General features: G+C 49.2%; 24 protein-coding genes and 1 pseudogene. 22 read left to right on the top strand and 3 right to left on the bottom strand.

Going from position 1 to position 24,415, the window contains the following annotated elements; genetic code table 11:
* The first annotated feature begins 17 nt into the window (after nucleotides 1-17).
* Both yidC and mnmE read left to right on the top strand, forming a co-directional pair.
* Entirely contained in the window at nucleotides 18-1,613 is a 1,596-nt protein-coding gene (gene yidC / locus B3355_RS03725) for a membrane protein insertase YidC (protein ID WP_292780256.1), read from the top strand.
* Nucleotides 1,603-2,961 carry a tRNA uridine-5-carboxymethylaminomethyl(34) synthesis GTPase MnmE gene (mnmE, locus tag B3355_RS03720; protein ID WP_292780253.1) on the top strand — a complete coding sequence of 453 codons (1,359 nt, stop codon included), beginning with the start codon at nucleotides 1,603-1,605 and terminating at the stop codon, nucleotides 2,959-2,961. Before yidC ends, mnmE begins: the two co-directional genes overlap by 11 nt.
* A 9-nt stretch (nucleotides 2,962-2,970) precedes the next feature.
* Here mnmE and B3355_RS03715 read toward each other — a convergent pair whose 3' ends face one another.
* Both B3355_RS03715 and cycA read right to left on the bottom strand, forming a co-directional pair.
* On the bottom strand, nucleotides 2,971-3,555 hold the full coding sequence (locus B3355_RS03715) for a cytochrome b/b6 domain-containing protein (protein WP_081979310.1): 585 nt from the start codon (nucleotides 3,553-3,555) through the stop codon (nucleotides 2,971-2,973).
* A gap of 5 nt (nucleotides 3,556-3,560) precedes the next feature.
* Entirely contained in the window at nucleotides 3,561-3,995 is a 435-nt protein-coding gene (gene cycA / locus B3355_RS03710) for a cytochrome c'' (RefSeq protein WP_019880773.1), read from the bottom strand.
* 209 nt (nucleotides 3,996-4,204) lie between these two features.
* Here cycA and mnmG point away from each other — a divergent pair, with 209 nt between their 5' ends.
* The 19 genes and pseudogenes from mnmG to B3355_RS03615 all read left to right on the top strand — a co-directional run bounded on the left by mnmG (nucleotide 4,205) and on the right by B3355_RS03615 (nucleotide 23,145).
* On the top strand, nucleotides 4,205-6,136 hold the full coding sequence (mnmG, locus tag B3355_RS03705) for a tRNA uridine-5-carboxymethylaminomethyl(34) synthesis enzyme MnmG (protein WP_292780348.1): 1,932 nt from the start codon (nucleotides 4,205-4,207) through the stop codon (nucleotides 6,134-6,136).
* Nucleotides 6,133-6,762, top strand: coding sequence for a 16S rRNA (guanine(527)-N(7))-methyltransferase RsmG (gene rsmG, locus B3355_RS03700; RefSeq protein WP_292780244.1), 630 nt, complete (start codon nucleotides 6,133-6,135; stop codon nucleotides 6,760-6,762). The genes mnmG and rsmG overlap by 4 nt, the downstream gene beginning before the upstream one ends.
* A pseudogene (locus tag B3355_RS03695) lies at nucleotides 6,762-7,456 on the top strand (ParA family protein). Before rsmG ends, B3355_RS03695 begins: the two are co-directional and overlap by 1 nt.
* Before the next feature lie 49 nt (nucleotides 7,457-7,505).
* Nucleotides 7,506-8,366 (top strand): ParB/RepB/Spo0J family partition protein, encoded by an 861-nt coding sequence (locus B3355_RS03690; RefSeq protein ID WP_019880768.1) that lies wholly within the window; start codon nucleotides 7,506-7,508, stop codon nucleotides 8,364-8,366.
* A gap of 148 nt (nucleotides 8,367-8,514) precedes the next feature.
* Nucleotides 8,515-8,907 (top strand): ATP synthase subunit I, encoded by a 393-nt coding sequence (locus tag B3355_RS03685; protein WP_019880767.1) that lies wholly within the window; start codon nucleotides 8,515-8,517, stop codon nucleotides 8,905-8,907.
* A gap of 29 nt (nucleotides 8,908-8,936) precedes the next feature.
* Nucleotides 8,937-9,773 carry a F0F1 ATP synthase subunit A gene (gene atpB, locus B3355_RS03680; RefSeq protein ID WP_019880766.1) on the top strand — a complete coding sequence of 279 codons (837 nt, stop codon included), beginning with the start codon at nucleotides 8,937-8,939 and terminating at the stop codon, nucleotides 9,771-9,773.
* 48 nt (nucleotides 9,774-9,821) lie between these two features.
* A complete protein-coding gene (atpE, locus tag B3355_RS03675) occupies nucleotides 9,822-10,088 on the top strand; it encodes a F0F1 ATP synthase subunit C (protein WP_018987204.1) in 267 nt (88 codons plus the stop codon).
* A gap of 78 nt (nucleotides 10,089-10,166) precedes the next feature.
* Nucleotides 10,167-10,637, top strand: a complete 471-nt coding sequence (locus tag B3355_RS03670) for a F0F1 ATP synthase subunit B (protein WP_019880765.1) — start codon at nucleotides 10,167-10,169, stop codon at nucleotides 10,635-10,637.
* A 17-nt stretch (nucleotides 10,638-10,654) separates the two neighbouring features.
* Entirely contained in the window at nucleotides 10,655-11,191 is a 537-nt protein-coding gene (locus B3355_RS03665) for a F0F1 ATP synthase subunit delta (RefSeq protein WP_292780234.1), read from the top strand.
* Between the two features lie 16 nt (nucleotides 11,192-11,207).
* Entirely contained in the window at nucleotides 11,208-12,749 is a 1,542-nt protein-coding gene (gene atpA / locus B3355_RS03660; RefSeq protein WP_024930194.1) for a F0F1 ATP synthase subunit alpha, read from the top strand.
* A gap of 29 nt (nucleotides 12,750-12,778) precedes the next feature.
* The gene (atpG, locus tag B3355_RS03655) at nucleotides 12,779-13,648 is read left to right on the top strand and encodes a F0F1 ATP synthase subunit gamma (RefSeq protein WP_019880762.1); all 870 of its coding nucleotides are present in this window, start codon (nucleotides 12,779-12,781) and stop codon (nucleotides 13,646-13,648) included.
* Nucleotides 13,649-13,715: 67 nt separating this feature from the next.
* The gene (gene atpD / locus B3355_RS03650; protein WP_019880760.1) at nucleotides 13,716-15,152 is read left to right on the top strand and encodes a F0F1 ATP synthase subunit beta; all 1,437 of its coding nucleotides are present in this window, start codon (nucleotides 13,716-13,718) and stop codon (nucleotides 15,150-15,152) included.
* Nucleotides 15,153-15,225: 73 nt separating this feature from the next.
* Nucleotides 15,226-15,651: a F0F1 ATP synthase subunit epsilon gene (locus tag B3355_RS03645; RefSeq protein ID WP_019880759.1), complete on the top strand. Its 426-nt coding sequence runs from the start codon at nucleotides 15,226-15,228 to the stop codon at nucleotides 15,649-15,651.
* A gap of 73 nt (nucleotides 15,652-15,724) precedes the next feature.
* Nucleotides 15,725-17,095, top strand: a complete 1,371-nt coding sequence (glmU, locus tag B3355_RS03640) for a bifunctional UDP-N-acetylglucosamine diphosphorylase/glucosamine-1-phosphate N-acetyltransferase GlmU (protein ID WP_292780230.1) — start codon at nucleotides 15,725-15,727, stop codon at nucleotides 17,093-17,095.
* Between the two features lie 4 nt (nucleotides 17,096-17,099).
* Nucleotides 17,100-18,935, top strand: a complete 1,836-nt coding sequence (gene glmS / locus B3355_RS03635) for a glutamine--fructose-6-phosphate transaminase (isomerizing) (RefSeq protein WP_292780228.1) — start codon at nucleotides 17,100-17,102, stop codon at nucleotides 18,933-18,935.
* Between the two features lie 102 nt (nucleotides 18,936-19,037).
* Complete coding sequence (locus B3355_RS03630; RefSeq protein ID WP_047515611.1) at nucleotides 19,038-20,258, top strand: EAL and HDOD domain-containing protein; 1,221 nt, start codon at nucleotides 19,038-19,040, stop codon at nucleotides 20,256-20,258.
* Between the two features lie 110 nt (nucleotides 20,259-20,368).
* Nucleotides 20,369-20,833: an Hsp20 family protein gene (locus tag B3355_RS03625; protein ID WP_019880755.1), complete on the top strand. Its 465-nt coding sequence runs from the start codon at nucleotides 20,369-20,371 to the stop codon at nucleotides 20,831-20,833.
* 122 nt (nucleotides 20,834-20,955) lie between these two features.
* Nucleotides 20,956-22,620: an energy-dependent translational throttle protein EttA gene (gene ettA / locus B3355_RS03620; RefSeq protein ID WP_047515615.1), complete on the top strand. Its 1,665-nt coding sequence runs from the start codon at nucleotides 20,956-20,958 to the stop codon at nucleotides 22,618-22,620.
* A 189-nt stretch (nucleotides 22,621-22,809) separates the two neighbouring features.
* The gene (locus tag B3355_RS03615; RefSeq protein WP_019880753.1) at nucleotides 22,810-23,145 is read left to right on the top strand and encodes a YegP family protein; all 336 of its coding nucleotides are present in this window, start codon (nucleotides 22,810-22,812) and stop codon (nucleotides 23,143-23,145) included.
* 17 nt (nucleotides 23,146-23,162) lie between these two features.
* Here B3355_RS03615 and B3355_RS03610 read toward each other — a convergent pair whose 3' ends face one another.
* Complete coding sequence (locus B3355_RS03610) at nucleotides 23,163-23,972, bottom strand: SDR family oxidoreductase (RefSeq protein WP_292780223.1); 810 nt, start codon at nucleotides 23,970-23,972, stop codon at nucleotides 23,163-23,165.
* A 66-nt stretch (nucleotides 23,973-24,038) separates the two neighbouring features.
* Here B3355_RS03610 and B3355_RS03605 point away from each other — a divergent pair, with 66 nt between their 5' ends.
* Nucleotides 24,039-24,413: a DUF6394 family protein gene (locus tag B3355_RS03605; protein ID WP_019880750.1), complete on the top strand. Its 375-nt coding sequence runs from the start codon at nucleotides 24,039-24,041 to the stop codon at nucleotides 24,411-24,413.
* Nucleotides 24,414-24,415: the final 2 nt, after the last annotated feature.

Raw genomic sequence — 24,415 nt, 5'->3', positions numbered from 1 at the left:
TGTAAATACGAAACCTTATGGATACTCGCCGTTTAATTCTGTTCGTGATCTTTTCCTTCTCCATTATGTTGCTATGGGACGCCTGGCAGCAGCACGCACCTGCGCCAGTTGCACAGCAAGAGGCAGTGCAAACCTCGCCTGCTGACAAACCACAGGAAAATGGTTTTAAACTCAGCCAGGGTGCACGTATTGCTGTGAAAACAGACCGTTATGCGGCAGTGATTGATACAGTTGGTGGCGATTTGCGTCAGCTGTCCTTGCTGGAGCATAAGGCCGATGACAACTCCGGCCCTTATGAGCTTATGAGTGATGCCAGTGCAGATAAACTGTATGTGGCACAGACCGGTTTAAAAGGGGATGGCTTACCTACGCATTATGTAACGTTTACGGCCGCTGAGACTAATTACAGCCTGCAAGAAGGCCAGGACACATTGGAAGTGCGTTTAACTGCGCCAGAAACCAATGGTGTGGCTGTGGATAAGGTATATCGCTTTCACCGTGGTCAATACCTGATCGATGTACAGTATGAAATCAAAAACAACAGCGATAAAGCGATTTCGCCTTCTGTGTATTACCAGATTATTCATGATAACGAGTCTAACCAGGGCTCTAAAATGATGCCGACGTTCACTGGCGGCGCTTATTTTACTGAGGCAGACAAATACAACAAGGTCAAATTTGATGAAATGGCCAAGAAGGATGTGTCGATTAATGCCAAAGATGGCTGGGTAGGTCTAGTACAACATTATTTCGTCAGCGCCTGGGTGCCGCAATCCACGGCTGAGCGCAAGTTCTACACGACCAAGCTGAGTGAGCATGATTTCTCTATCGGTACTATTTTGCCTGTCGGTGAAATTGCAGCCGGTAGCAGTAAAACGGTAGATGCGAAACTGTTCAGTGGCCCACAAGCTCAGGATGACCTGGCAGCTGCTGCGCCTGGTCTGGAGTATGTGGTGGATTACGGTATTCTGACCGTGATTGCCAAACCTCTAATGTGGTTGTTGACCCATATTCACGAACTGGTGAAAAACTGGGGCATTGCCATCATTGTACTGACCATTCTGATCAAGGCCGCATTCTTTAAACTGTCTGCTTCTGGCTATCGCAATATGGCGCATTTACGTGAAATGGCGCCTAAGATGCAGTCTCTCAAAGACAAATTTGGTGATGACAAGCAAAAGTTGCAACAAGCCATGATGGAAATGTACCGTACCGAGAAAATCAACCCGATGGGTGGTTGCTTGCCTATTTTGGTACAGATTCCGGTATTCATTTCACTGTATTGGGTGTTGCTGGGTTCAGTTGAGTTGCGCCATGCGCCTTTCTTTGGCTGGATTCAGGACTTGTCAGCGACCGACCCCTACTTCGTATTGCCGGTGCTCATGGGCGCGACCATGATTATTCAAACCTTTTTGAATCCGCCACCAACGGATCCGATTCAAGCCAAGGTAATGAAAATCATGCCAGTCGCATTTAGTATTTTCTTCTTCTTCTTCCCAGCTGGCCTGGTGTTGTATTGGTTGGTGAACAATATTCTGTCTATCTGGCAGCAATGGGCGATTAACCGCATGATTCATGCGGAAGCTGTGGCAAAAAAAGGGCATGGCAAATAATCAGCTCGTCTTAAGCACTGACACCGTTGCCGCCATTGCAACGGCGCCTGGTGCAGGTGGTATTGGTGTGGTGCGGGTATCTGGGCCGTTGGCAGCAGATATCGCCACACAAATCCTCGGTCACTGCCCTGCCCCACGGCATGCGGCTTACCTGCCTTTCTTGCAAGCCGATGCTACGTTGATTGACCGTGGTATCGCCATTTACTTCCCTAATCCACACTCTTATACCGGTGAAGATGTGCTTGAGCTGCAAGCGCATGGCGGCACAGCGCTAATGCAAATATTGCTGGCACGCTGCATAGAATGCGGCGCCCGTCATGCACAAGCCGGTGAGTTTACCCAACGTGCCTATTTAAACGACAAGCTCGACCTCGCACAAGCAGAGGCTGTTGCTGACCTGATTAATGCGGCAACGGTAGAAGCTGCACGCAGTGCTGTACGCTCACTTTCGGGTGAGTTTTCGCAAACCATACAGACCTTGTTGCAACAACTGGTCGATTTACGCATGTATGTTGAAGCTTGCCTGGATTTCCCTGAAGAAGAGATTGATTTCATCACCCAGGGCCGCGTGTTGGAAAAGTTACAGGCGAACCAGGCGGCCTTGCAACATATCTTTCACCAAGCCAAGCAAGGCGTCTTGTTGCGCGAAGGCATCAATGTCGTACTCATTGGTCAGCCTAATGTAGGTAAGTCCAGTTTATTGAACGCGTTGTCTGGTGAAGAGGTGGCGATTGTGACGCCAATTGCCGGTACCACGCGCGATACCATTAAAAGTGTCATCCAGATTGAGGGTGTACCCTTACATGTGATTGATACTGCTGGCTTGCGTGAGACTGAAGATACGGTTGAACAAGTGGGTATTGCCCGCACCTGGAAGGCGATTGAAACCGCACATGTCGCTTTATTGTTGGTGGATAGCCAACATGGCATTGGCGATCAGGAAAAAGCTATTTTGCACAAATTGCCAGCAGAAGTGAAAAAAGTCTGGGTGCATAACAAGATAGATGTTTCACGTGAAACATCGCGCATTGAAAAGCGTGAAAATGAGCAGCACGTGTTTTTATCGGCCAAGACAGGTGATGGTATTGCCAGCCTGCAAAAAACGCTGCTAGAGATTGTGGGTTATCAGCCTGGTGGTGAAGGTGTGTTTATGGCCAGGGCGCGTCATTTGCAAGCACTTGCAGAAGTTGAGCAGCATTTAGACCTAGCAATGTTACAAATGCATGCGGCTGAATTGGTCGCAGAAGAGTTGCGTTGTGCACAAGAAGCGCTAGGGTCGATTACCGGTGAATTCACATCGGATGATTTGTTAGGTGAGATTTTTAGTCGATTTTGTATCGGCAAATAAAAACCCGCATTAGCGGGTTTTTTTTCGAGGGAATGGCGTATTGCGTTGATCAAACCGTTCATCAATACTACACACCCGTTTACAACCGGTGATCATGGCCCAGATCAGGTTGTCGTGATGAATAAAGCTTTCAAAAATCACGCCTAATACATGCACCACCACCACTGCCAGCCAAGTCCAGGTTGCATAGTGGTGCAGCACCTGCGCCATATCGTCATCAATAAAGCCCCAGCCGCTGTTATACACAATGCAACCAGAGCCTACGGCAACAATTCCTAAACCCAGCATGGCATAAATAGCAATTGAGCCAGTGGGGTTGTGGCCAATATAGTGTCTGGCAGTGCCTTTGAGTAGCTTAAACAGGTATTTCGCAGCCCAGACCGGATTTAATGGAAAGCTGTGAAAGTTGGCGTAACCTGTAGCAATCAGGCCCCAGATAATACGCGCAACGATTAATGTACCGGCGACATAGCCCGCGTAAGCATGGTGTAGCCGGTCCCACATGGAGGCGTGGGTATAAAAAGCATACCCGAACGCCGCCACTAGAGACCAGTGGAAGATCCTGATGAAAGGATCCCAGACATACCGTAGCATTTGAATTATTTGCTAGGTTTGGTTTCTGTTAACAGATAAGCAATAAAGTTGGCTTTTTCTGAAGGAGAGCAATCAGCACCCAGAATGTCGTTGCAGTGTTTGGTGAACTCTTCTTCTACTTTATCAAGGTCAGTAAAGCGTTTGGTGTTCACACGTGGTGCCAACGGTGGGATCTCTTTGTTGGTCACAATGTTTTTGCCGACGTTAGCTGGATTGTTGGTGTGGCATGATGCACATGCTGCTTCTTTACCGCTAGGGGTTTTGAATTTGCGGTTAAAGAAAATTTTACCGTCTGTAATAGAAGGTGCTTCGTACATTGAGTTGGCGGAGTGTGCGATGTTGGTGTACTTGTATACCAGTTTTTCGGCATTAGTCACATCAGCCATGGCGTGTACAGAAAACAAGACCCCGAATGTAGCAATAATTGTTTTGATTTTCATGGTAAGAGCTCCTTGGTTGTTTTGAAAAAATTCTATTCTTTTTATGTTAAGTAAATATGGCCTGCTTGTAATTGATTTGTATTAAACCGTAATAACTTTGTATTAAAGCATGGAACAAGTGTATCAAAGCAGCGAATTAAATGACCATTTGATTAGTTTACGCTAAAATCACAATTCTTTTTAAATCAAACAGTTCAAGATTATTTATGATGGACTTTCCTGATCGATTCGATGTCATTGTGGTGGGTGGCGGCCATGCCGGTACCGAGGCTGCGCTGGCGGCTGCCCGTATGGCGCAGAAAACGCTGTTGTTAAGCCATAACATTGAAACATTGGGACAAATGTCCTGTAACCCTTCTATTGGCGGCATCGGCAAGGGCCACCTGGTGAAAGAGGTAGATGCGCTTGGTGGTGCCATGGCAGCCGCGACGGATGAGGGTGGCATACAGTTTCGTATCTTGAACTCAAGCAAGGGTCCGGCGGTGCGTGCCACGCGCGCGCAGGCAGACCGTATACTTTATAAAGCAGCTATTCGGCACCGCCTGGAAAATCAGCCTAATTTATGGCTGTTCCAGCAGGCGGTCGATGACATTATTCTCGAGGGTGATCGGGCTGCAGGTGTTGTCACGCAAATTGGCCTGCGTTTTTACGCAAAGTCGGTTGTGTTGACGGCCGGTACGTTTTTGGGTGGTTTGGTGCATGTTGGCCTGCAAAATTACAGCGCCGGTCGCGCCGGAGATCCACCAGCCATCTCACTCGCCGCGCGTTTGCGTGAAATTGGCCTCCCGGCCGGTCGCCTGAAAACCGGTACCCCACCCCGTATTGATGGTCGCTCGATTGATTATAGTGTCATGACCGAGCAACCTGGTGATACGCCGGTGCCGGTGTTTTCTTTCCTGGGGAATGCCGCACAGCACCCGCAACAACTGCCTTGCTGGATTACGCACACCAACCAACAGACACATGACATTATCCGTAGTGGCTTGGACCGTTCTCCGATGTACACGGGGGTGATTGAGGGTGTGGGGCCACGCTATTGCCCTTCTGTGGAAGATAAAATTCATCGTTTTGCGGATAAGGAATCACATCAGGTTTTTCTGGAGCCTGAGGGGCTAACCACACACGAAATTTATCCAAACGGTATTTCTACCAGCTTGCCATTTGATATTCAGTTGGCACTGGTGCGATCTATTCGTGGTTTGGAAGGTGCGCATATATTGCGCCCCGGATACGCTATTGAATATGACTATTATGACCCGCGAGGCTTGAAGTCGACTCTTGAAACCAAAACTGTTCGCGGCCTGTTTTTCGCCGGTCAAATCAATGGCACGACTGGTTATGAGGAGGCAGCAGCCCAGGGTTTATTAGCGGGTGCAAATGCGGCGTTATTTTCACAAGACAAAGAGGGTTGGTGCCCTTCCCGTGAGCAAGCCTATTTAGGTGTGTTGGTGGATGACCTGATTACCACCGGTGTAAATGAGCCTTACCGTATGTTTACCAGTCGCGCTGAATACCGTTTGCAATTGCGAGAAGATAACGCAGATATGCGCTTGACAGAAAAAGGTCGCGAGCTCGGTTTGGTGGATGATGTGCGTTGGGAAGCATTCTGTAAGAAGCAGGAAGCGGTTACGCGTGAGCAAGCCAGATTGAAGCGTACATTTTTGCAGCCGGATAACGGTCAGCCTGCAGGCCAAAATAAAATTGTTTCACGTGAAACACAGGTAGCCGTTTTTGGTAAGCCTCTGGAGCATGAGTATTCATTGTTCGAATTATTGCGTCGTCCGGAAATTGCTTATCAATCGCTGTTGGATTTGGTGCCAGCACCAGAAGTACTGGCTGAAGATGTGTTGGAACAAGTTGAAATTGCTGCCAAATACCAAGGGTATATTGACAGGCAGAACGAAGAGATTGCCCGTCAGAAAAATAGCGAGAATATTAAACTGGGTGATGCTATCGATTACAATGACGTGCATGGCCTGAGTAATGAGGCGCGTCAAAAGTTGCTGGCGCAAAAGCCGGAAACGATTGGGCAGGCAGGTCGCATACAAGGTATTACGCCAGCGACCATCTCCTTGTTGCTGGTGTATCTGAAGCGTAAACATAAAAAACAAAGCCAGTCGGGCGATATTGCAGCAGCATGATAAGTGATTTGTTGCCGCAATTAGCCGCCGGGGTGGAGGCACTTGGTTTACAATCTGTAGTGACGGCGGAAAAGCAGGCGCAGTGTCTGGCTTATTTGGCTTTGCTGCAAAAATGGAACAAGGTATATAACCTGACAGCAGTGCGTGATCCGCAAGAAATGCTGGTTTTGCATTTGCTGGATAGTTTGAGTGTGCTGCCTTATATTCAGCCTGGAAATTTACTGGATGTGGGCAGTGGTGGTGGTTTGCCTGGTTTGGTGGTTGCGATCACGCGGCCAGATGTGCAGGTGACGACCATAGATACGGTGCAGAAAAAAGCGATCTTCATGCGCCAGGTCAAGGCTGAGTTGGGCTTATCGAATGCACAGGTGGTACATGGTCGGGTGGAGGTTTTTCAACCGCCCTCGCCTTTTACGCAGATTATCTCGCGTGCTTTTTCCGATATTGCTTTGTTTAAGCAGTTGACGACGCATTTGATGGCGCCGCATGGCCGTTGGTTGGCGATGAAGGGGGTAGTGCCAACCGATGAAATGCAACAGGCTGCGGTGTTACCTAAAGAAGTCATTCGTTTGCAGGTGCCCAACCTGCAGGCAGAACGGCATTTAATTGTGTTTGAGAATACATAATGAAAATAATCGCAATCACCAACCAAAAGGGTGGTGTTGGTAAAACAACCACCTGCGTCAATCTTTCTGCGAGCTTGGCAGAGCATGGCAAAAAAGTATTGTTGGTTGATTTGGATCCACAAGGTAATGCTAGTACGGGGAGTGGTATTGACAAGACGCACTTGAAAGACAGTATTTACCAGGTGNNCCCTCTAACCGTGACCTGGCAGGGGCTGAAGTTGAATTGGTGAATGAGATGGCCCGCGAAACGCGTTTAAAAAATGCCATCCTTAAGTTGGGTGATGATGCCTACGATTATGTCCTGCTAGACTGCCCGCCTTCGCTGAACCTGGTGACTGTGAATGCCTTAACCGCTGCTCATTCGGTGATGATTCCCATGCAGTGTGAATACTATGCGCTTGAGGGTTTGTCAGACCTGGTCAATACCGTCAAGAAAGTGCGTGCTCACTTAAACCCTGTGCTTGAGATAGAGGGCTTGTTGCGCACCATGTTTGATAATCGCAATATGCTGGCACAGCAAGTGTCGGCGCAACTGGTCAGTCATTTCGGCAAAAAAGTGTACCAAACCATTGTGCCGAGAAATGTGCGGCTGGCCGAGGCGCCAAGTTATGGTATGCCGGTGTTGCTGTATGATCGCTCCTCCAAAGGGGCGCAAGCCTATCTGGAGTTGGCGCAGGAAATCATCCAAAAATAGTAGCAATAAAAATCACAATTTTTACAGACAGATTAAAGGAAGTAGCAGCATGGTAAAGCCCAAAGGACTTGGACGCGGACTCGACGCATTGTTATCAGGCGACACGGAAACGATTGCCCAGTCAGATACCTTGCGCACCCTGCCCGTTGGTCAGTTGCAACCGGGTAAATATCAGCCTCGCTCATACATGAATGAGGAGGCGCTGCAAACGCTGGCGGACTCGATCGCGGCACAAGGCATTATGCAGCCTATTCTGGTGCGTGAAATTGCAGCAGACAAGTTTGAGATTATTGCAGGTGAACGTCGTTGGCGCGCTTCGCAAAAAGCCGGCCTGACAGAAGTGCCGGTGTTAGTGCGTGAGATTGCTGACGAAGCTGCGCTGGCAATGGCGTTGATTGAAAACATCCAGCGTGAAGACCTGAATCCGTTGGAAGAAGCTATGGGTATCAAACGTTTGATTGATGAGTTTGATATGACGCATGAAAAAGCCGCTGCCGCCGTTGGCCGCTCACGTGTGGCGGTCTCTAATTTGTTGCGCCTGCTTACCTTGACGCCGATGGTGCAAGACATGCTGCTGGATAATCAAATCGATATGGGCCATGCCAGGGCGCTGGTTGGCAGTGAGCCGGCACAGCAAATCCTGCTGGCCAATAAAGTGGTACAGGATGGTTTGTCTGTGCGCGAAGTGGAGCGCCTGATTCAATCTGAGCCCGCCACAGGTAAAAAGGCCAAGCAAGCGGTGCATCCCGATGTCGCTTCCTTGCAAAATCAACTCAGCGAGCAATTGGGTGCCGAGGTTGCGATTAGCAGTAAAGCAAGCGGCGCTGGTGTATTAAAGCTGAGCTTTTCAAACCTCGATCAACTGGACGATTGGATAGCGAAACTGACCGATAATCGCCTGAAATCGTAAGTTAAATCGCACATAAGCCATCCGAAAGCAGATTTTTCCCAAACATTCAGACAGTTAAGTCCTGTTTGGTGCTTGACTTCGGCGAGTGAATAATTCAAAATCTCGCGTCTTTGTAGTATTTTGCCTTGAATTTTAGCGGTCTAACCCCATGAGTGGTCAACAAAACACTGCGGCTGGCATGTCGCTCTATAGCAATGTGCTGCGCTGGCAGCTCATGGCGACGGCGGCTGTCACGTTGATTGCCTATGCTGTGGGTGGTTTAACGGCTGCATTATCTGCATTAATGGGTGGTTTTTCTGTGGTCATCGGTGCATGGTTTGCAGCGAGAATTGCAGAAAAAGGTCGTTCAAAAACAGACCCCACGGCAGTGTTGCTAAATTTACTCAAGGCAGAAGCAGTAAAAATATTGATCATCGCGATTATCCTGTTTGTGGTTTTCAAGCTGTACCAGGCATTGGTGCCCTTTGCACTGATTGCTGGTTTGGCGGCCGCGGCGCTGTTTTCTGGCGCAGCACTGGCAAAATCACAAGTGGATGTGTAGACACGTTAATTTAAAAATAGTTTGAAGATATGACAACTGAACACGCACAAAACGTAGAACTCACCCCTTCTGAATATATCGCGCACCATTTGAGCTTTAATGCTCAGGGCGTTAACGGCAATACTGCCTCTGAAGGCTTCTGGGTGTTGCACTACGACACCTTGTTGACCTCTGTTGTTCTGGGTTTGCTGGTCATGGGTTTGATCTGGTGGGTGGCACGTGGTGCAACCGCTGGCGTGCCGAGCAAGCGTCAGGCCTTTGTTGAGTTGGTGTTTGGTTTTGTCGATGATCAAGTCAAAAACATTTTCCACGGCGACCGCCATTCATTTATTGCCCCAACAGCCCTGACCGTCTTTATCTGGGTGCTGGCAATGAACTCCATGGATTTCCTGCCGGTCGACTGGGTGGCTGGTATCGTGTCATTCTTCGGTGGCGAACACGCAAAATGGCGTATCGTCCCTACTTCCGATATCAATACTACCTTTGCTTTAGCATTGGCTGTCTGGTTCCTGATGATTTTCTTCTCCATCAAGGCTAAAGGCCTGGGTGGCTGGATCCACGAACTATTCTGTGCACCATTCGGCAGCAATCCGCTGGTATGGCCTGCCAACTTTCTGTTCAACCTGATTGAATACGTTTCAAAACCACTTTCTCACTCATTGCGTCTGTTCGGTAACATGTACGCCGGTGAAATCATCTTCTTGCTGTTGGGTATGTGGGCTGCCACAGGCCTGAGCGGAACCGTGTTTGGTGCCATTCTGGGAGCTGGCTGGTCTATCTTCCACATCCTGATTGTGGCATTGCAAGCGTTTATTTTCATGATGCTGACTGTGGTCTACCTGGCCATGGCGCATGAGTCACACTAGTTTTTAACTTTGTAGTTGTTTTTAATTCTTTATAAGAGAGGGTATTAAATGGAAGCATTAGCATTGATTCAAGCCTACACAGGCGTTGGTATCGGTTTGATCATTGGTTTGGGTGCCGCTGGCGCTTGTATCGGTATTGGTATCATGTGTGCAAGTTTCCTGGAAGGCGCTGCTCGCCAACCAGAAATGATCCCAGCCCTGCAAGGTAAAGTATTCCTGCTGTTGGGTCTGATCGACGCTTCTTTCATTATTGGTGTTGGTCTGGCAATGATGTTTGCATTTGCAAACCCATTGTTGAGCGTTGTTGCTAAGTAATTATTACTCGGTAAATACCGCCCGGTAGGGTTTAAGTGCTACTTAAACCTTTCAACCAATCAGTATGATGGATCCAAAATGAATATTAATTTCACACTCATCGCGCAAGCTATCGCATTTGCAGTGTTGATCTGGTTCACGGTGAAATTCGTTTGGCCGCCGCTGTTAACAGCGATCGAAGCGCGCCAAAAGGAGATCGCAGATGGTTTGGCTGCTGCCCAGGAAGGCAAAAGTGCCCTGGAAGTGGCTGCCAAAAAATCTGAAACCACACTGAACGAGGCCAAACAAAAGGCAACTGAGATCATTGGGCAAGCCGAAAAACGCGCCGCTCAAATCATTGATGAAGCCAAGGGTAATGCCAAAGCTGAAGGTGATCGCATTATTGCCGGTGCCAAAGCTGAAATCGATCAGGAAGTGAACCGTGCCAAAGAAGGTTTGCGCGCACAGGTTTCCACATTGGCCGTAGCCGGTGCTGAAAAAATCCTGCGTAAAGAGATTGACGCTAAAGCACACAGCGAAATGTTGGCTAAACTCGCTGCGGAACTTTAAGGTAAAAGGGATAAAACATGGCTGAACTCTCAACCATTGCAAGGCCTTATGCTGTCGCTGCCTACAAACTGGGCAAAGAAAAAAAAGCATTGGCAAAATGGTCTGAAATGTTGGCATTGGCCGCGGCAGTCGCAGCAAATGACCAAATGAAAACCCTGATTGATGACCCTAAACTGAATGCCGCTGATGTTGAAGCCGCATTTCTCAAGGTTTGTGGCGACAATCTTAACGAGCATGGTCAGAATTTGATCAAGACCTTGGTTGAATATGGCCGTTTATCCTTATTGCCTGCCATTGCTGAAGCTTTTGAGGCTTTGAAAGCGCAAGATGAAGGCACCTTGGACGCACAAATCATTGCCGCTGCCAAAATCACGGCAACGCAAACTAAAGATTTGGTAAAACGTCTGGAAGCCAAGTTCGGCAAGAAAATTGAAGCAAGCGTTTCCGTAGATCCGGAAATCATCGGCGGCATCAAAATTATTGTTGGCGACACCGTTATCGACGCGTCTGTCCAAGGTCAGTTACAAAATTTAGCCTATACGCTCACAGCATAAGGCATAGGAGAATTAAATGCAGTTATCTACATCAGAGATTAGCGAGCTCATTAAGAGCCGTTTGGAAAACTTCTCTACTTCTGCGGAAGCCCGTACTCAGGGTACCGTGATTTCCGTAACAGACGGCATTGTGCGTATCCATGGCCTGTCTAACGTGATGTCCGGCGAGATGATTGAGTTTCCAGGCAACACTTTCGGTTTGGCATTGAACCTGGAGCGTGACTCCGTAGGTGCCGTGGTATTGGGTGATTACGAGCACATTACAGAAGGCGATACCTGTAAATGTACCGGCCGTATTCTGGAAGTGCCAGTGGGTCCGGAACTGATTGGTCGCGTAGTGAACGCGCTGGGTCAGCCTATTGATGGCAAAGGTCCGGTTAACGCCAAACTGACTGACAAAATTGAAAAAATTGCGCCAGGCGTGATTGCACGTAAATCCGTGTCACAACCAGTGCAAACTGGTCTGAAGTCTATCGACTCCATGGTACCAGTTGGCCGTGGCCAACGTGAATTGATCATTGGTGACCGTCAGACTGGTAAAACAGCTGTTGCCGTTGATGCGATCATCAACCAAAAAGGTCAGAACATGACTTGTATCTACGTTGCGGTTGGCCAAAAGGCTTCAACCATTGCCAACGTGGTACGTAAACTGGAAGAGCACGGCGCGATGGCTTACACCATTATCGTTGCGGCTTCTGCTTCTGACTCTGCTGCCCTGCAATTCCTGGCACCTTATGCCGGTTGTACCATGGGTGAATACTTCCGTGACCGTGGCCAAGATGCATTGATCGTTTACGATGACTTGTCCAAACAAGCGGTTGCTTACCGTCAGATTTCCCTGTTGCTGCGCCGCCCACCAGGCCGCGAAGCTTACCCAGGTGACGTGTTCTACATCCACTCACGTTTGTTGGAGCGTGCTGCTCGTGTGAACGAAGAGTATGTTGAGAAATTCACCAACGGTGAAGTTAAAGGTAAAACAGGTTCATTGACTGCATTGCCAGTGATTGAAACTCAAGCCGGTGACGTGTCTGCATTCGTACCAACCAACGTGATTTCGATTACCGATGGTCAGATTTTCCTGGAAACTGACTTGTTTAACGCGGGTGTTCGTCCTGCGATCAACGCCGGTATTTCTGTGTCTCGCGTGGGTGGTGCTGCACAAACTAAAATCATCAAAAAACTGGGCGGTGGTGTACGTCTGGCTTTGGCGCAATATCGTGAACTGGCTGCGTTTGCGCAGTTTGCTTCTGATCTGGACGAAGCTACCCGTAAACAACTGGACCGCGGTCGTATGTTTACCGAGTTGATGAAACAGGCACAATACGCGCCATTGAACGTGGCAAACATGGGCGTAAGCTTGTTTGCAGCGAACAAAGGTTTCTTTGATGACGTGCCAACCAATAAGGTATTGGCATTTGAAAATGCATTGCATGGTTTCCTGAACTCCAAGTACAAGAACATCATTGATGCTATCGAGTCCAGCAAAGATCTGAGCGGTGATAACGAGAAAGCATTGGAAGCTGCGATTCAAGATTTCAAAGCAACCAACGCTTATTAATCTCTGACACTTCGACTTAGGAACCTAATATGGCAGGTAGTAAAGAGATTAGAACCAAGATCAAGAGTGTAGAAAATACACGCAAGATCACCAAGGCGATGGAGATGGTAGCTGCTTCTAAAATGCGTAAAGCGCAGGACAGAATGCGTGCTTCCCGCCCCTACGCGGATAAAATCCGTAACGTGGCGGCTCACCTCTCCTTTGCACAATCCGAGTATCGTCATCCGTTTTTGATTAAACGCGACGTGGTGAAAAATGTCGGCCTGATTGTGGTCAGTTCAGACAAAGGTCTATGCGGTGGTTTGAATACCAACGTATTGCGTTTGTCGCTGAGCCAGATGAAAGCCTGGGAAGCTGAAGGCAAAGGCATCAGCGTCAGTGCGATCGGTAACAAAGGCTACGGCTTTATGAACCGTATCGGCGCGCAGGTGAAATCCCATATCACCGGTTTGGGCGATACTCCGCATCTGGAAAAGCTGATCGGCACCATCAAGGTCATGCTGGATGCGTACATTGCCGGTGAAATTGATCAGCTTTACATCTGCTATACCAAATTCATCAACACCATGAAGCAAGAGCCGACCATGCAACAATTGTTGCCATTGACCGGTGAGCAACTGGGCAGCCCGAATGGCCATTGGGATTACATCTATGAGCCTGAAGCAAAACCAGTGGTAGATGAGTTGATGACGCGTTATATCGAATCACTGATTTACAACGCAGTGGCCGAAAACATGGCGTCCGAGCAATCTGCCCGTATGGTGGCGATGAAATCTGCTTCTGATAACGCGAAGAGCGTAATTGGTGAGCTGAAGTTGGTATACAACAAAGCCCGTCAGGCAGCGATTACCAAAGAGATTTCAGAAATCGTCGGCGGTGCGGCAGCAGTCTCCTCCTAAGGCGCGTGCGTTAAAAGCATCGTGAAAGAATTCAATTAGATCTGACTCATACAGTTAGGAAAAGAAAATGGCAAAGGCAAATCAAGCAGTAACAGGTAAAGTAGTGCAGTGTATTGGCGCTGTGGTTGACGTGGAGTTTCCACGCGATCAAATGCCTAAAGTATTCGATGCATTGATTATTGATGCAAAAGACAGCAATGCAGAAGCCGGTTTGACACTGGAAGTGCAACAGCAATTGGGCGACGGCGTGGTCCGTACCATTGCCATGGGCTCTTCTGACGGTTTGGCACGTGGTACCGCATTCAAAAACACGGGTGCAGCGATCTCTGTACCAGTGGGTGAAGGTACTTTGGGCCGTATCATGGACGTATTGGGTCGCCCAATCGATGAAGTGGGTCCAATCGACTCTACCGAGTTCCGTTCTATCCACCAGAAAGCCCCGGCTTTTGAAGAGCTGTCACCGTCTGTTGACCTGTTGGAAACAGGCATCAAGGTGATTGACCTGGTTTGCCCGTTTGCTAAAGGCGGTAAAGTGGGTCTGTTCGGCGGTGCGGGTGTAGGCAAGACCGTTAACATGCTGGAACTGATTAACAACATCGCTAAACAGCACTCCGGTTTGTCCGTATTTGCTGGTGTAGGTGAGCGTACCCGTGAAGGTAACGACTTCTACCACGAAATGGCAGATGCAGGCGTAATCAAGCTGGACAACATGAAAGAGTCCAAAGTAGCGATGGTGTTCGGTCAGATGAACGAGCCTCCAGGCAACCGTCTGCGCGTAGCGTTGTCTGGTTTGACCATGGCTGAAAAATTCCGTGACGAAGGCCGTGACGTGTTGTTCTTCGTGGACAACATCTACCGTTACACATTGGCCGGTACTGAAGTATCTGCGTTGCTGGGTCGTATGCCTTCAGCTGTAGGTTACCAACCTACCCTGGCTGACGAAATGGGCCGTCTGCAAGAGCGTATTACTTCTACTAAAGTGGGTTCTATTACTTCTATCCAAGCGGTTTACGTGCCTGCGGATGACTTGACTGACCCATCACCAGCAACGACTTTCCAACACTTGGACTCGACAGTTGTGTTGTCACGTGACATCGCTTCCCTGGGTATCTACCCAGCGGTTGATCCACTGGACTCTACTTCACGTCAGCTGGATCCACTGGTGGTTGGCGAAGAGCACTACTCAGTTGCGCGCTCTGTACAACAAACACTGCAACGCTACAAAGAGCTGCGTGACATTATTGCGATTCTGGGTATGGACGAATTGTCTCCAGAAGACAAATTGGCAGTAGGCCGTGCACGTAAAATCCAACGTTTCCTGTCACAACCTTTCCACGTGGCTGAAGTATTTACTGGCGCGCCAGGCAAATACGTGCCACTGAAAGAAACCATCAAAGGCTTTAAAGCGATTGTGGCTGGTGAATACGATCACTTGCCAGAGCAAGCGTTCTACATGGTTGGTGGTATCGAAGAAGCGGTTGAAAAGGCTAAAACACTGAACTAATCGTTGTTTGTGCGGGCAGGTTTAAATATCTGCCTGCATCACAAATCTTCAGTGATATAGAAAAGAGAACATTATGGCAAATACAGTGCATATCGATGTTGTGAGTGCCGAAGAGTCCATCTTCTCTGGTGAAGCCGAGTTTGTGGTTGCACCAGCTGGCGCAGGTGAAGTGGGTATTTATCCGCATCACGCACCGATGATTACCACCATCAAGCCAGGCGCATTGCGTATCAAGCAAACTGCCGAGCAAGAAGAAACTGTGATTTATATTTCCGGCGGCATGCTGGAAGTACAACCAGGACTGGTAACAGTGCTGGCAGACACCGCGATTCGTGGCCAGGATCTGGATGAAGCAAAAGCCATCGCAGCGAAAGAAGCCGCAGAAGAAGCATTGCGTAACCGTTCTTCAGAGATCGATTACGCAGCTGCCCAGGCTGAATTGGCAGAAGCGATCGCACAAATCCAGGCAATCCAGAAATTGCGTAAATCTGTGCACTAGATTCCTGTGGAGTCTGGCAATAAAACAGGCGGCTTTCGAGCCGCCTTTTTTGTTTCTGAGATAAAATAACAGCATGACTGATTTGAATATCGTAATTCTCGCTGCGGGTAAAGGCACACGCATGCGATCAGACCTGCCTAAGGTGCTGCATGCGGTGGGCGGTAAGCCTATTCTGCATCATGTGATTGACGCGGCACGTCAGCTAAATCCACAAACCATCACGGTGGTGTATGGCTTTGGCGGCGAACAAGTACAAAAACAGACGCCAGGCGATGACTTGCAATGGGTATTGCAGGCAGAGCAGCTGGGCACTGGCCATGCGGTACAACAAGCCCTGCCCACCTTGCCTGCTCATGGTAAAACACTCATTCTGTTAGGGGATGTGCCATTGGTCGATGTGGCGGCTTGCCGTGACATGTTGACGCAAGCCGATCAGCATCTGGTGGTGCAGACGTTTATCAAGGCAGACCCCAGCGGTTATGGCCGTATTGTGCGTAATGACAACAACGAAGTCGTCGCCATTGTCGAGCATAAAGATGCCAGCGTAGCGCAACGCGCGATACAGGAAGTGAATACCGGCATTATGGCGATGCCGAATGCACAGTTGAAACATTGGTTGGCTAATATCAGCAACCAGAATGCGCAACAGGAATATTATCTAACCGATATCATCGCGCTCTCCGTCAAGGAAGGCCGTGCGGTGTTGCCGCATGTGGTCGCCGATGCCTGGTCGGTCACCGGCATTAACTCCAAACTCGATTTGCAGCAAATCGAGCGTGAGTACCAGCTGCGTCAGGCAAATGTTCTGATGACACAAGGCGTGACCTTGCTGGATGCGCAGCGTATTGATATCCGTGGCGCATTACAATGCGGTCGCGATGTGTTGATTGATGTGAGTTGCGTCTTTGAGGGTCAGGTCACGCTTGAGGATGATGTACAGATTGGCCCGCATTGCGTGATTAAGGATGCCGTGATCGCCAAAGGCTCACGCCTGGCGGCATTTACGCATATTGATGATGCCAAGGTTGGCCCGGGCAGCAAAGTCGGCCCGTTTGCGCGTTTACGCCCTGGTACGCAGTTAGCCGCAGAGACGCATGTTGGCAATTTTGTTGAAATCAAAAATGCCACCGTGGGCGTCGGCAGCAAAGTCAACCATTTGACTTATGTCGGTGATGCCAGCATTGGTGCCAATGTGAATATCGGTGCCGGCGTGATCACTTGTAATTATGACGGGGCGAACAAACATAAAACCATTATTGAGGATAATGTGTTTGTCGGCTCCGATACCCAATTAGTTGCGCCAGTGACTGTGGGTCGTGGGGCAACGATTGCAGCAGGCTCAACCATTACCAAAGATGTGCCGGCAGATAGCTTAACGCTGTGCCGCGCACGGGAACAACGGTCAATTCAGGGATGGAAACGTCCACAAAAGGTGAAAAAATAAGCATATGTGCGGCATTGTCGGTGCGGTCTCCAATAGAAATATCGTTCCACTCCTGATCGAGGGCTTAAGCAGGCTCGAATATCGCGGCTATGATTCGGCCGGGATTGCCGTGCTTAATCAAACCATAGAGCGCGCACGCGCGGTTGGCCGTGTCGCCGAGTTGCAATTAAAAGCACAAGGCATGCATAGCCATGTTGGCATCGGCCATACGCGCTGGGCCACACATGGTGGCGTCACCGAGCAAAATGCACACCCGCACGTCTCCCCTGGGCAAGACCAGGCGCAAATTGCCGTGGTACATAACGGCATTATCGAAAACCACGACGAACAACGTGACCGCTTAAAGGGCTTGGGCTATCAGTTTTATTCACAAACCGATACCGAAGTCATTGCCCATCTGGTGCATTATTATTATCAGCAAAGCCATGACTTGTTCACGGCGGTCAAACAGGCGATTGCAGAGCTGACAGGCGCTTATGCAATCAGCGTGATTGCTTTGGAGCACCCCCAACAAATGGTCGTTGCCCGTCTCGGCTGTCCATTGTTGATTGGCCTCGGTGATGGCGAAAATTTTGTCGCTTCTGATGTCTCAGCTGTTTTGTCTGCCACGCGCAAAGTGATCTACCTGGAAGACGGTGATGTGGCGACCTTGCAAACCGATGCCGTGGTGATTGTCGACAAACGCGGCGAAGTCGCTGAACGCAAAGTGCATATGAGTGATGTGTCACTGGCCTCACTAGAGTTGGGCCCTTATAGCCACTTTATGCAAAAAGAAATCCATGAGCAACCACGTGCGATTAGTGACACCATTGAAGCCCTGATTGACGATGGCGCGTTCAGGAGTGAGCTGTTCGGCCAATCAGCGGCTGCCGTATTTTCTCAAATTGACAGTGTATTAATCCTGGCGGCAGGCACCAGTTATTACGCCGGCCTCACCGCAAAATACTGGTTGGAAAGCATCGCAAAAATTCCGACCTCCGTGGAAGTTGCCAGTGAATACCGCTACCGTGAATCCGTGCCTAATCCTAAACAGTTGATAGTCACCATTTCGCAGTCTGGCGAAACGCTGGACACTATGGAAGCGCTTAAGCACGCGCAGAAACTGGGCCACGCGCACAGCCTGGCGATTTGTAACGTGCAGGAAAGTGCAATTCCACGCGCTTCATCATTGATTTTCTACACCCGTGCCGGTGCTGAAATTGGTGTGGCGAGCACCAAAGCATTCACCACACAGCTGATCGCGCTATTTGTGTTGGCAGTAACATTAAGCAAAGCACGTGGCTTACTCAGTCAGGCACAAGAGCAGCAATATTTATCTGACTTGCGTCAGCTAACAGGCGGCGTACAGATTGCGTTGAATCTGGAACCGCAAATCCGTGAATGGGCCCATCGTTTCGGCGACAAAGACCATGCCTTGTTCCTGGGACGTGGCGTGCACTTCCCGATCGCGATGGAAGGCGCACTCAAACTCAAAGAGATTTCCTATATACACGCCGAAGCCTATCCGGCCGGTGAGTTGAAACATGGTCCATTGGCATTGGTTGATAGCAATATGCCGGTGGTGGTCATCGCCCCTAACGACGCTCTGCTGGAAAAAGTAAAATCCAATATGCAGGAAGTCAAAGCACGTGGTGGCGAGTTATTTGTGTTTGCTGATGCCGACAGTCACTTTAAAGAGTCTGAAGGCGTACACGTGATACGAACACCCCGCCATGTGGGTGTACTCTCGCCTATTTTGCATGCTATTCCGGTGCAACTGCTGGCTTATCATGCTGCTTTGCTTAAAGGCACGGATGTGGATAAACCGCGTAACCTGGCTAAGAGTGTGACCGTAGAATAAGCGATAAAGACCTAAAAAGCCCCGATAATCGGGGCTTTTTTCGAATAAGAAAACGACCAGTTTCCCTTATACTGATCTTAGATGCTCATCAGGAAGGCAGTCATGACCACGTCGCAACACAGTATTATCGGCCGCCAGCCGATTGTTAACAGTCAACAACAGATTATCGGCTATGAGTTCTTTTTCAGGAACGATAGCAATGGCAGCAATGCGCCTTTTGAAGAGGATATTCAAACCTGCGCCAAAATCCTCTCAACCACGATTGATGAGATGCACGAAAGCTGGCTGTTGGGGCAGCAACTGGCTTTTATCAACGTTGATCATGTCATGCTTAACAGTGTATTTCTGGAGTTGATGCCGGCAGAAAAAACAGTGCTTGAGGTTGTGCACACGGTACAAGTCACGCCTGAAATCATCGCGCGCTGCGGAGAGTTAAAAGCAAATAAATTCAAAATTGCGCTGGATAACCCGCAACATCACCCGCAGCTGGAAGCACTGATTCCATATGCGGATTACATCAAGCTGGATATGCGTGACGTCGATATTGCCCAGGCCACGCTGTGGCTGAAAAAATATCAGGCTTCCGGTTGCAGCTTAATTGCAGAAAAAGTTGAGCAAAATGCACAATTCAGCAGCTTGCTGGACGCAGGCTACCAGCAGTTTCAAGGCTATTTTTACGCTAAACCGGAAAACCTCAATAGCAAGGTCATTAACCCCAGCTTTGATGGCGTACTGCATTTATTGAACCTGGTGAGCCAGGAGGCAGACAACAAAACCATTGAAAATGGGTTTAAGCGAGACACCACCCTGAGCTACAAACTGCTGCGTTACATTAACTCGGTTGGTTTTGGTTTGTCCTGCGAGGTGCAGTCCATTAATCATGCCTTGACGATTTTAGGCCGTAACCAACTTTATCGCTGGTTAACGTTATTGATGGTGACGGCAGGCAATAACACCAGCTCCCCTGCCCTGATGAAAACTTCGATCACGCGCGGGCGCTTGACTGAACTGTTAGGTGAGCCCTTTTTTGATAAGCGTGACCGTGACAATTTATTTGTGGTCGGTGTATTTTCATTACTGGATGTGATGCTGAAAGTGCCGATGGATAATGTACTGGAGAAACTGCAACTGCCAGAACCGATTGTGGATGCCTTGACCAAACGTGAAGGTATTTTTGGGCCGTTTCTCAAGCTGACTGAAGCTTGCGAAGACGCCAATAATGAAGAAATCCTGCAACTGGCATCCTTGCTGCAATTGAATCCGGACAAAGTGAACCAGTGTCATATGGATGCCTTGGCCTGGACGGAGGCCTTGGGTATTTAGTCAGCCGACCCTTGAAAAAATAAAGCGAATTCCCATATTGAACATACAGATGCTTGCAGTTTGAGGTCTGTGAATCATGTTAATCGCTTTATTTTTAAAAGGATCAACCCATGCGTACTTATGACTTAAGCCCTTTCTACAGAACCGCGATTGGTTTTGACCGTTTGGCGAAAATGCTCAACGAAAACCAGCGTAGTGAAAACGAAATCAGCTATCCGCCTTATAACATCGAACTGGTCGACGAAAACGCCTACAAAATTGTGATGGCCGTCGCCGGGTTCCAGCAGGACGAATTGGAAATCGAAACCGAACATCAGGCTTTGCGTGTGACTGGCCGCAAAGCGAAAAGGGAGCAGGAAACCACCTTTTTGCACCGTGGCATCGCCACGCGTGATTTTGAACACAAGTTCCAGTTGGCTGACCATGTCAAAGTGACCGGTGCCAACCTTGAAAACGGCCTGTTAACCATTGCCCTGCTGCGTGAAATCCCAGAGGCCTTGAAGCCACGTAAAATCGAGATCGGCACACAAGCACAAGCCAACACCACGTTTATTGAACAACGTGCCGCCGCTTAAGTGATGGCAAAATAAAAAAGGGCTGAAAGGCCCTTTTTTCATGTCGAATACTGTTATCTACAAGCTAATTTTGACCGCGCGTATTAAAATACGCACTTTCAATCACCGTCCCGGAATTTCTCATGGCGCAATATGTGATGTCCATGCTCCGCGTGAGCAAAATCGTGCCGCCCAAACGGCAAATCATTAAAAATATCTCCCTGTCATTTTTCCCGGGTGCCAAAATCGGCCTGCTGGGTTTAAATGGCTCGGGTAAATCCACTGTGCTGCGCATCATGGCGGGTGCCGATAAAGAGTACGAAGGCGAAGTACAATGGCAGCCTAATTTGTCCATCGGCTATTTGCCGCAAGAGCCTCAGCTGGATCCGGATAAAACTGTGCGTCAGGAAGTCGAAGCGGGTTTGGGTGCCATCATGGAAGCCAAGCAAAAGCTGGAAGAGATTTATGCGGCTTATGCCGAACCGGATGCCGATTTTGACAAACTGGCCGAAGACCAGGCCAAGTATGAAAATATCCTCGCGGCCAGCGGCAGCGATGTCGAGCAACAACTGGAAATCGCCGCCGATGCGCTGCGCCTGCCACCATGGGATGCCGTGATCGGACCATTGTCCGGTGGTGAAAAGCGCCGTGTGGCCTTGTGTAAATTGCTGCTCTCCAAGCCGGATATGCTGTTGCTGGATGAGCCGACCAACCACCTGGATGCGGAATCTGTGGAATGGCTGGAGCAGTTCCTGGTGCGTTTCCCGGGCACCGTGGTTGCCGTTACCCATGATCGCTACTTCCTTGATAATGCCGCTGAGTGGATCCTGGAGCTGGACCGTGGCGAAGGTATTCCATGGAAAGGTAATTACTCAAACTGGCTGGAGCAAAAAGAAGACCGCTTGGCACAAGAGCAGAAACAGGAAGATGCCCACCGCAAAGCCATGAAGCAAGAGCTGGAATGGGTGCGCCAGGGTGCAAAAGCACGCCAAAGCAAGAGCAAGGCGCGTCTGGCCCGTTACGAAGAAATGTCCAGTGTTGAGTACCAGCGCCGCAATGAAACACAGGAAATTTTTATTCCGCCAGGCGAGCGCTTAGGCAATCAAGTCATTGAGTTTAATAATGTCTCTAAAGGCTTTGGGGACCGCCTGCTGATTGATAATCTGTCATTTAGCATTCCGCCCGGTGCGATTGTCGGCGTTATCGGCCCTAACGGTGCCGGTAAATCTACCCTGTTCCGTATGTTGCAAGGCCAGGAGCAGCCGGATAGCGGTGAAATTATCACTGGGCCAACCGTCAAGCTGGCAGCCGTTGACCAGTCGCGTGAAGGCTTAGATGACAGCAAAACGGTGTTTGACGTGATTTCTGGTGGCCTGGATATGTTGAATGTTGGCAAGTTTGAAATGCCAAGCCGTGCCTATATTGGCCGTTTTAACTTCAAAGGCGGTGATCAGCAAAAGGTGGTTGGCCAGCTTTCTGGTGGTGAACGCGGCCGTTTGCACTTGGCCAAAACCCTGATTTCTGGCGCAAACGTTTTGCTGCTGGATGAACCGTCAAACGATCTGGACGTGGAAACCCTGCGTGCACTGGAAGATGCTTTGCTGGAGTTTGCCGGTTGCGTACTGGTCACCTCGCATGATCGCTGGTTCCTCGACCGGATTGCGACGCATATCCTGGCAGCGGAAGGTGATTCGCAATGGACCTTCTTTAACGGTAACTACCAGGAATACGAAGCCGACAAGAAAAAACGGCTGGGTGAAGAAGGCGCCAAACCTAAGCGCATCCGTTACAAACCAATCACGCGTTAAAACGAAAGCCCATTCAGTTGAATGGGCTTTTTTATGATGAATGTTAAGGGATGTTGTAAATCATCCACAGCCGCATTTTTCAACACCTTTTAAAAAGGACGATTCTTTACAAAAATGAGTAGAAATCGCAAGATGAATCTGGAATCGTTGTAAGAATTTCTTTATTGATGATAAACAGAGGAGCGAGCGATGGCAGGTTGGTTTGAACTAACAAAAAGTGATGCAAACGGTCAATTCAGTTTTGCATTGAAGGCGGGCAATGGTGAGCAGATTCTTAAAAGTGAGCAATACACCACCAAGGCCGCGGCACAAAACGGCATTGAGTCTGTGCAGAAAAACAGTCCGCTGGATGAGCGTTATCAGAAACTGACGGCCAAAGATGGCCGCCCTTATTTCAATTTGCTGGCAGGCAATAGCCAGGTCATTGGCACCAGCCAGATGTATTCTGCGGAAGCTGGGCGTGACAATGGTATTGCTTCGGTGAAAACCAATGGCGCTAGCGAAACGATTAAAGATTTGACTTAGTCAGCTCAGTTTAGGGATTAAAGCCTCGCCTTGTGCGGGGCTTTTTTCATAATAAGATCCCACACGCACGCGGGTAATAAGCGCATCAGGCGTGCTACCACACCCATTTGCCACGGAATAATGGTAAAGCGCCGCTTGGCTGCAATCGCCCGCCGCGCTTTGCGTGCAAATACATCGGCTGCCATTAAAAACGGCATGGGATAGGTGTTGATATCGGTCATTGGCGTGCGGATATAACCAGGTGCAATGGTGGTGACGGCGATGCCGTATAACTGCATTTCCACGCGCAGGCTTTCCAGGTAAGTGATGGCGGCAGCCTTGCTGGCACTGTATGCGCCCGAGCCTGGCAGGCCGCGAATACCGGCAACACTGGCAATGCCAACCAGTTGCGCAGGCTCCCCTTGGCCAGCAGCGGTTTTCATGGCTTCAATCAAAGGCTGGAAGGTATGTACCAGGCCCATGACATTCGTCTCAAACACCGCTTGGAACGCCGGGATATCTTCGGCAAACTCGGTTAAGGTGCCACGGCTGACCCCGGCGTTGCCGATGACAATATGCGGTGCGCCAAAGCGTTGTAAAAAGTCCTGCGCCATGGACTGCATTTGCGCGGCGACACGTACATCTACGCAATAAATCGCGCAGGTAGTTTGATATTGCTGCTTTAAACTGTCAGCCAGTGCCTGTAAGGCGGTTTCATTTCTACCACATAAGGCGATCTGTAGTTGCTCACCATATTGTTCAGCATAGGCGGTTGCCATCGCAGCGCCAAGGCCACTGGAGGCGCCGGTAATTAAAACACGCATGGCAGACACACTATTTTTCGACATAAAAACATCGCAGTAAACAAATTTTAATCGGGTAGAATGCCATAAAACAATGCTTGGGGAAACGTAATGAATTTGGAAAAAGTGATTTTTGGCTTTTTTATTATTCTGGCCATGACACTCAATTTTGGTTTTTTTGTCGGCGAAATTGATAATCCGCAACACCATTTGCATTACGAATTATATGTGGCGATTGTGGTGAACCTGATTGCCACCGTCCTCAAGTTTGGTGACCGTACCCAGATAGGTGCGATTCATCTGGCCACCAGCCTGGTTGCTGACATACAACTGATTGCCGCAGCGATTATCTGGGTGGTTGCCGGGAGCAAAGGCGCAGAGCCGGAGGTGATTGTGGGCATTGTTTCCTTGTCTGGCGGCGCGTTTCTGGCCAATATCACTTCAGTGATTTTACTGATCTACGAAACCGTGACTTTGCGCCGCTAGCG

Origin of the sequence: Methylophilus sp. UBA6697, from assembly GCF_002454655.1 — a bacterium.
In the GTDB taxonomy this organism is placed as follows: Bacteria; Pseudomonadota; Gammaproteobacteria; order Burkholderiales; family Methylophilaceae; genus Methylophilus.
Note: the sequence above shows the minus strand (reverse complement) of the source record. Positions and strands in the feature narration are given on the sequence as shown.

Bases quoted from the DNA above. Each gene is read 5' to 3' on its own strand.
- B3355_RS03630 (WP_047515611.1), top strand. From the start codon at position 19,038: ATGACCACGTCGCAACACAGTATTATCGGCCGCCAGCCGATTGTTAAC.
- rsmG (WP_292780244.1), top strand. From the start codon at position 6,133: ATGATAAGTGATTTGTTGCCGCAATTAGCCGCCGGGGTGGAGGCACTT.
- atpA (WP_024930194.1), top strand. From the start codon at position 11,208: ATGCAGTTATCTACATCAGAGATTAGCGAGCTCATTAAGAGCCGTTTG.
- ettA (WP_047515615.1), top strand. From the start codon at position 20,956: ATGGCGCAATATGTGATGTCCATGCTCCGCGTGAGCAAAATCGTGCCG.
- glmU (WP_292780230.1), top strand. From the start codon at position 15,725: ATGACTGATTTGAATATCGTAATTCTCGCTGCGGGTAAAGGCACACGC.
- glmS (WP_292780228.1), top strand. From the start codon at position 17,100: ATGTGCGGCATTGTCGGTGCGGTCTCCAATAGAAATATCGTTCCACTC.
- B3355_RS03645 (WP_019880759.1), top strand. From the start codon at position 15,226: ATGGCAAATACAGTGCATATCGATGTTGTGAGTGCCGAAGAGTCCATC.
- B3355_RS03715 (WP_081979310.1), bottom strand. From the start codon at position 3,555: ATGCTACGGTATGTCTGGGATCCTTTCATCAGGATCTTCCACTGGTCT.
- B3355_RS03615 (WP_019880753.1), top strand. From the start codon at position 22,810: ATGGCAGGTTGGTTTGAACTAACAAAAAGTGATGCAAACGGTCAATTC.
- mnmE (WP_292780253.1), top strand. From the start codon at position 1,603: ATGGCAAATAATCAGCTCGTCTTAAGCACTGACACCGTTGCCGCCATT.
- atpG (WP_019880762.1), top strand. From the start codon at position 12,779: ATGGCAGGTAGTAAAGAGATTAGAACCAAGATCAAGAGTGTAGAAAAT.
- B3355_RS03685 (WP_019880767.1), top strand. From the start codon at position 8,515: ATGAGTGGTCAACAAAACACTGCGGCTGGCATGTCGCTCTATAGCAAT.
- atpE (WP_018987204.1), top strand. From the start codon at position 9,822: ATGGAAGCATTAGCATTGATTCAAGCCTACACAGGCGTTGGTATCGGT.
- yidC (WP_292780256.1), top strand. From the start codon at position 18: ATGGATACTCGCCGTTTAATTCTGTTCGTGATCTTTTCCTTCTCCATT.
- B3355_RS03610 (WP_292780223.1), bottom strand. From the start codon at position 23,972: ATGTCGAAAAATAGTGTGTCTGCCATGCGTGTTTTAATTACCGGCGCC.
- B3355_RS03605 (WP_019880750.1), top strand. From the start codon at position 24,039: ATGAATTTGGAAAAAGTGATTTTTGGCTTTTTTATTATTCTGGCCATG.
- B3355_RS03665 (WP_292780234.1), top strand. From the start codon at position 10,655: ATGGCTGAACTCTCAACCATTGCAAGGCCTTATGCTGTCGCTGCCTAC.
- mnmG (WP_292780348.1), top strand. From the start codon at position 4,205: ATGGACTTTCCTGATCGATTCGATGTCATTGTGGTGGGTGGCGGCCAT.
- B3355_RS03690 (WP_019880768.1), top strand. From the start codon at position 7,506: ATGGTAAAGCCCAAAGGACTTGGACGCGGACTCGACGCATTGTTATCA.
- cycA (WP_019880773.1), bottom strand. From the start codon at position 3,995: ATGAAAATCAAAACAATTATTGCTACATTCGGGGTCTTGTTTTCTGTA.
- B3355_RS03670 (WP_019880765.1), top strand. From the start codon at position 10,167: ATGAATATTAATTTCACACTCATCGCGCAAGCTATCGCATTTGCAGTG.
- B3355_RS03625 (WP_019880755.1), top strand. From the start codon at position 20,369: ATGCGTACTTATGACTTAAGCCCTTTCTACAGAACCGCGATTGGTTTT.
- atpD (WP_019880760.1), top strand. From the start codon at position 13,716: ATGGCAAAGGCAAATCAAGCAGTAACAGGTAAAGTAGTGCAGTGTATT.
- atpB (WP_019880766.1), top strand. From the start codon at position 8,937: ATGACAACTGAACACGCACAAAACGTAGAACTCACCCCTTCTGAATAT.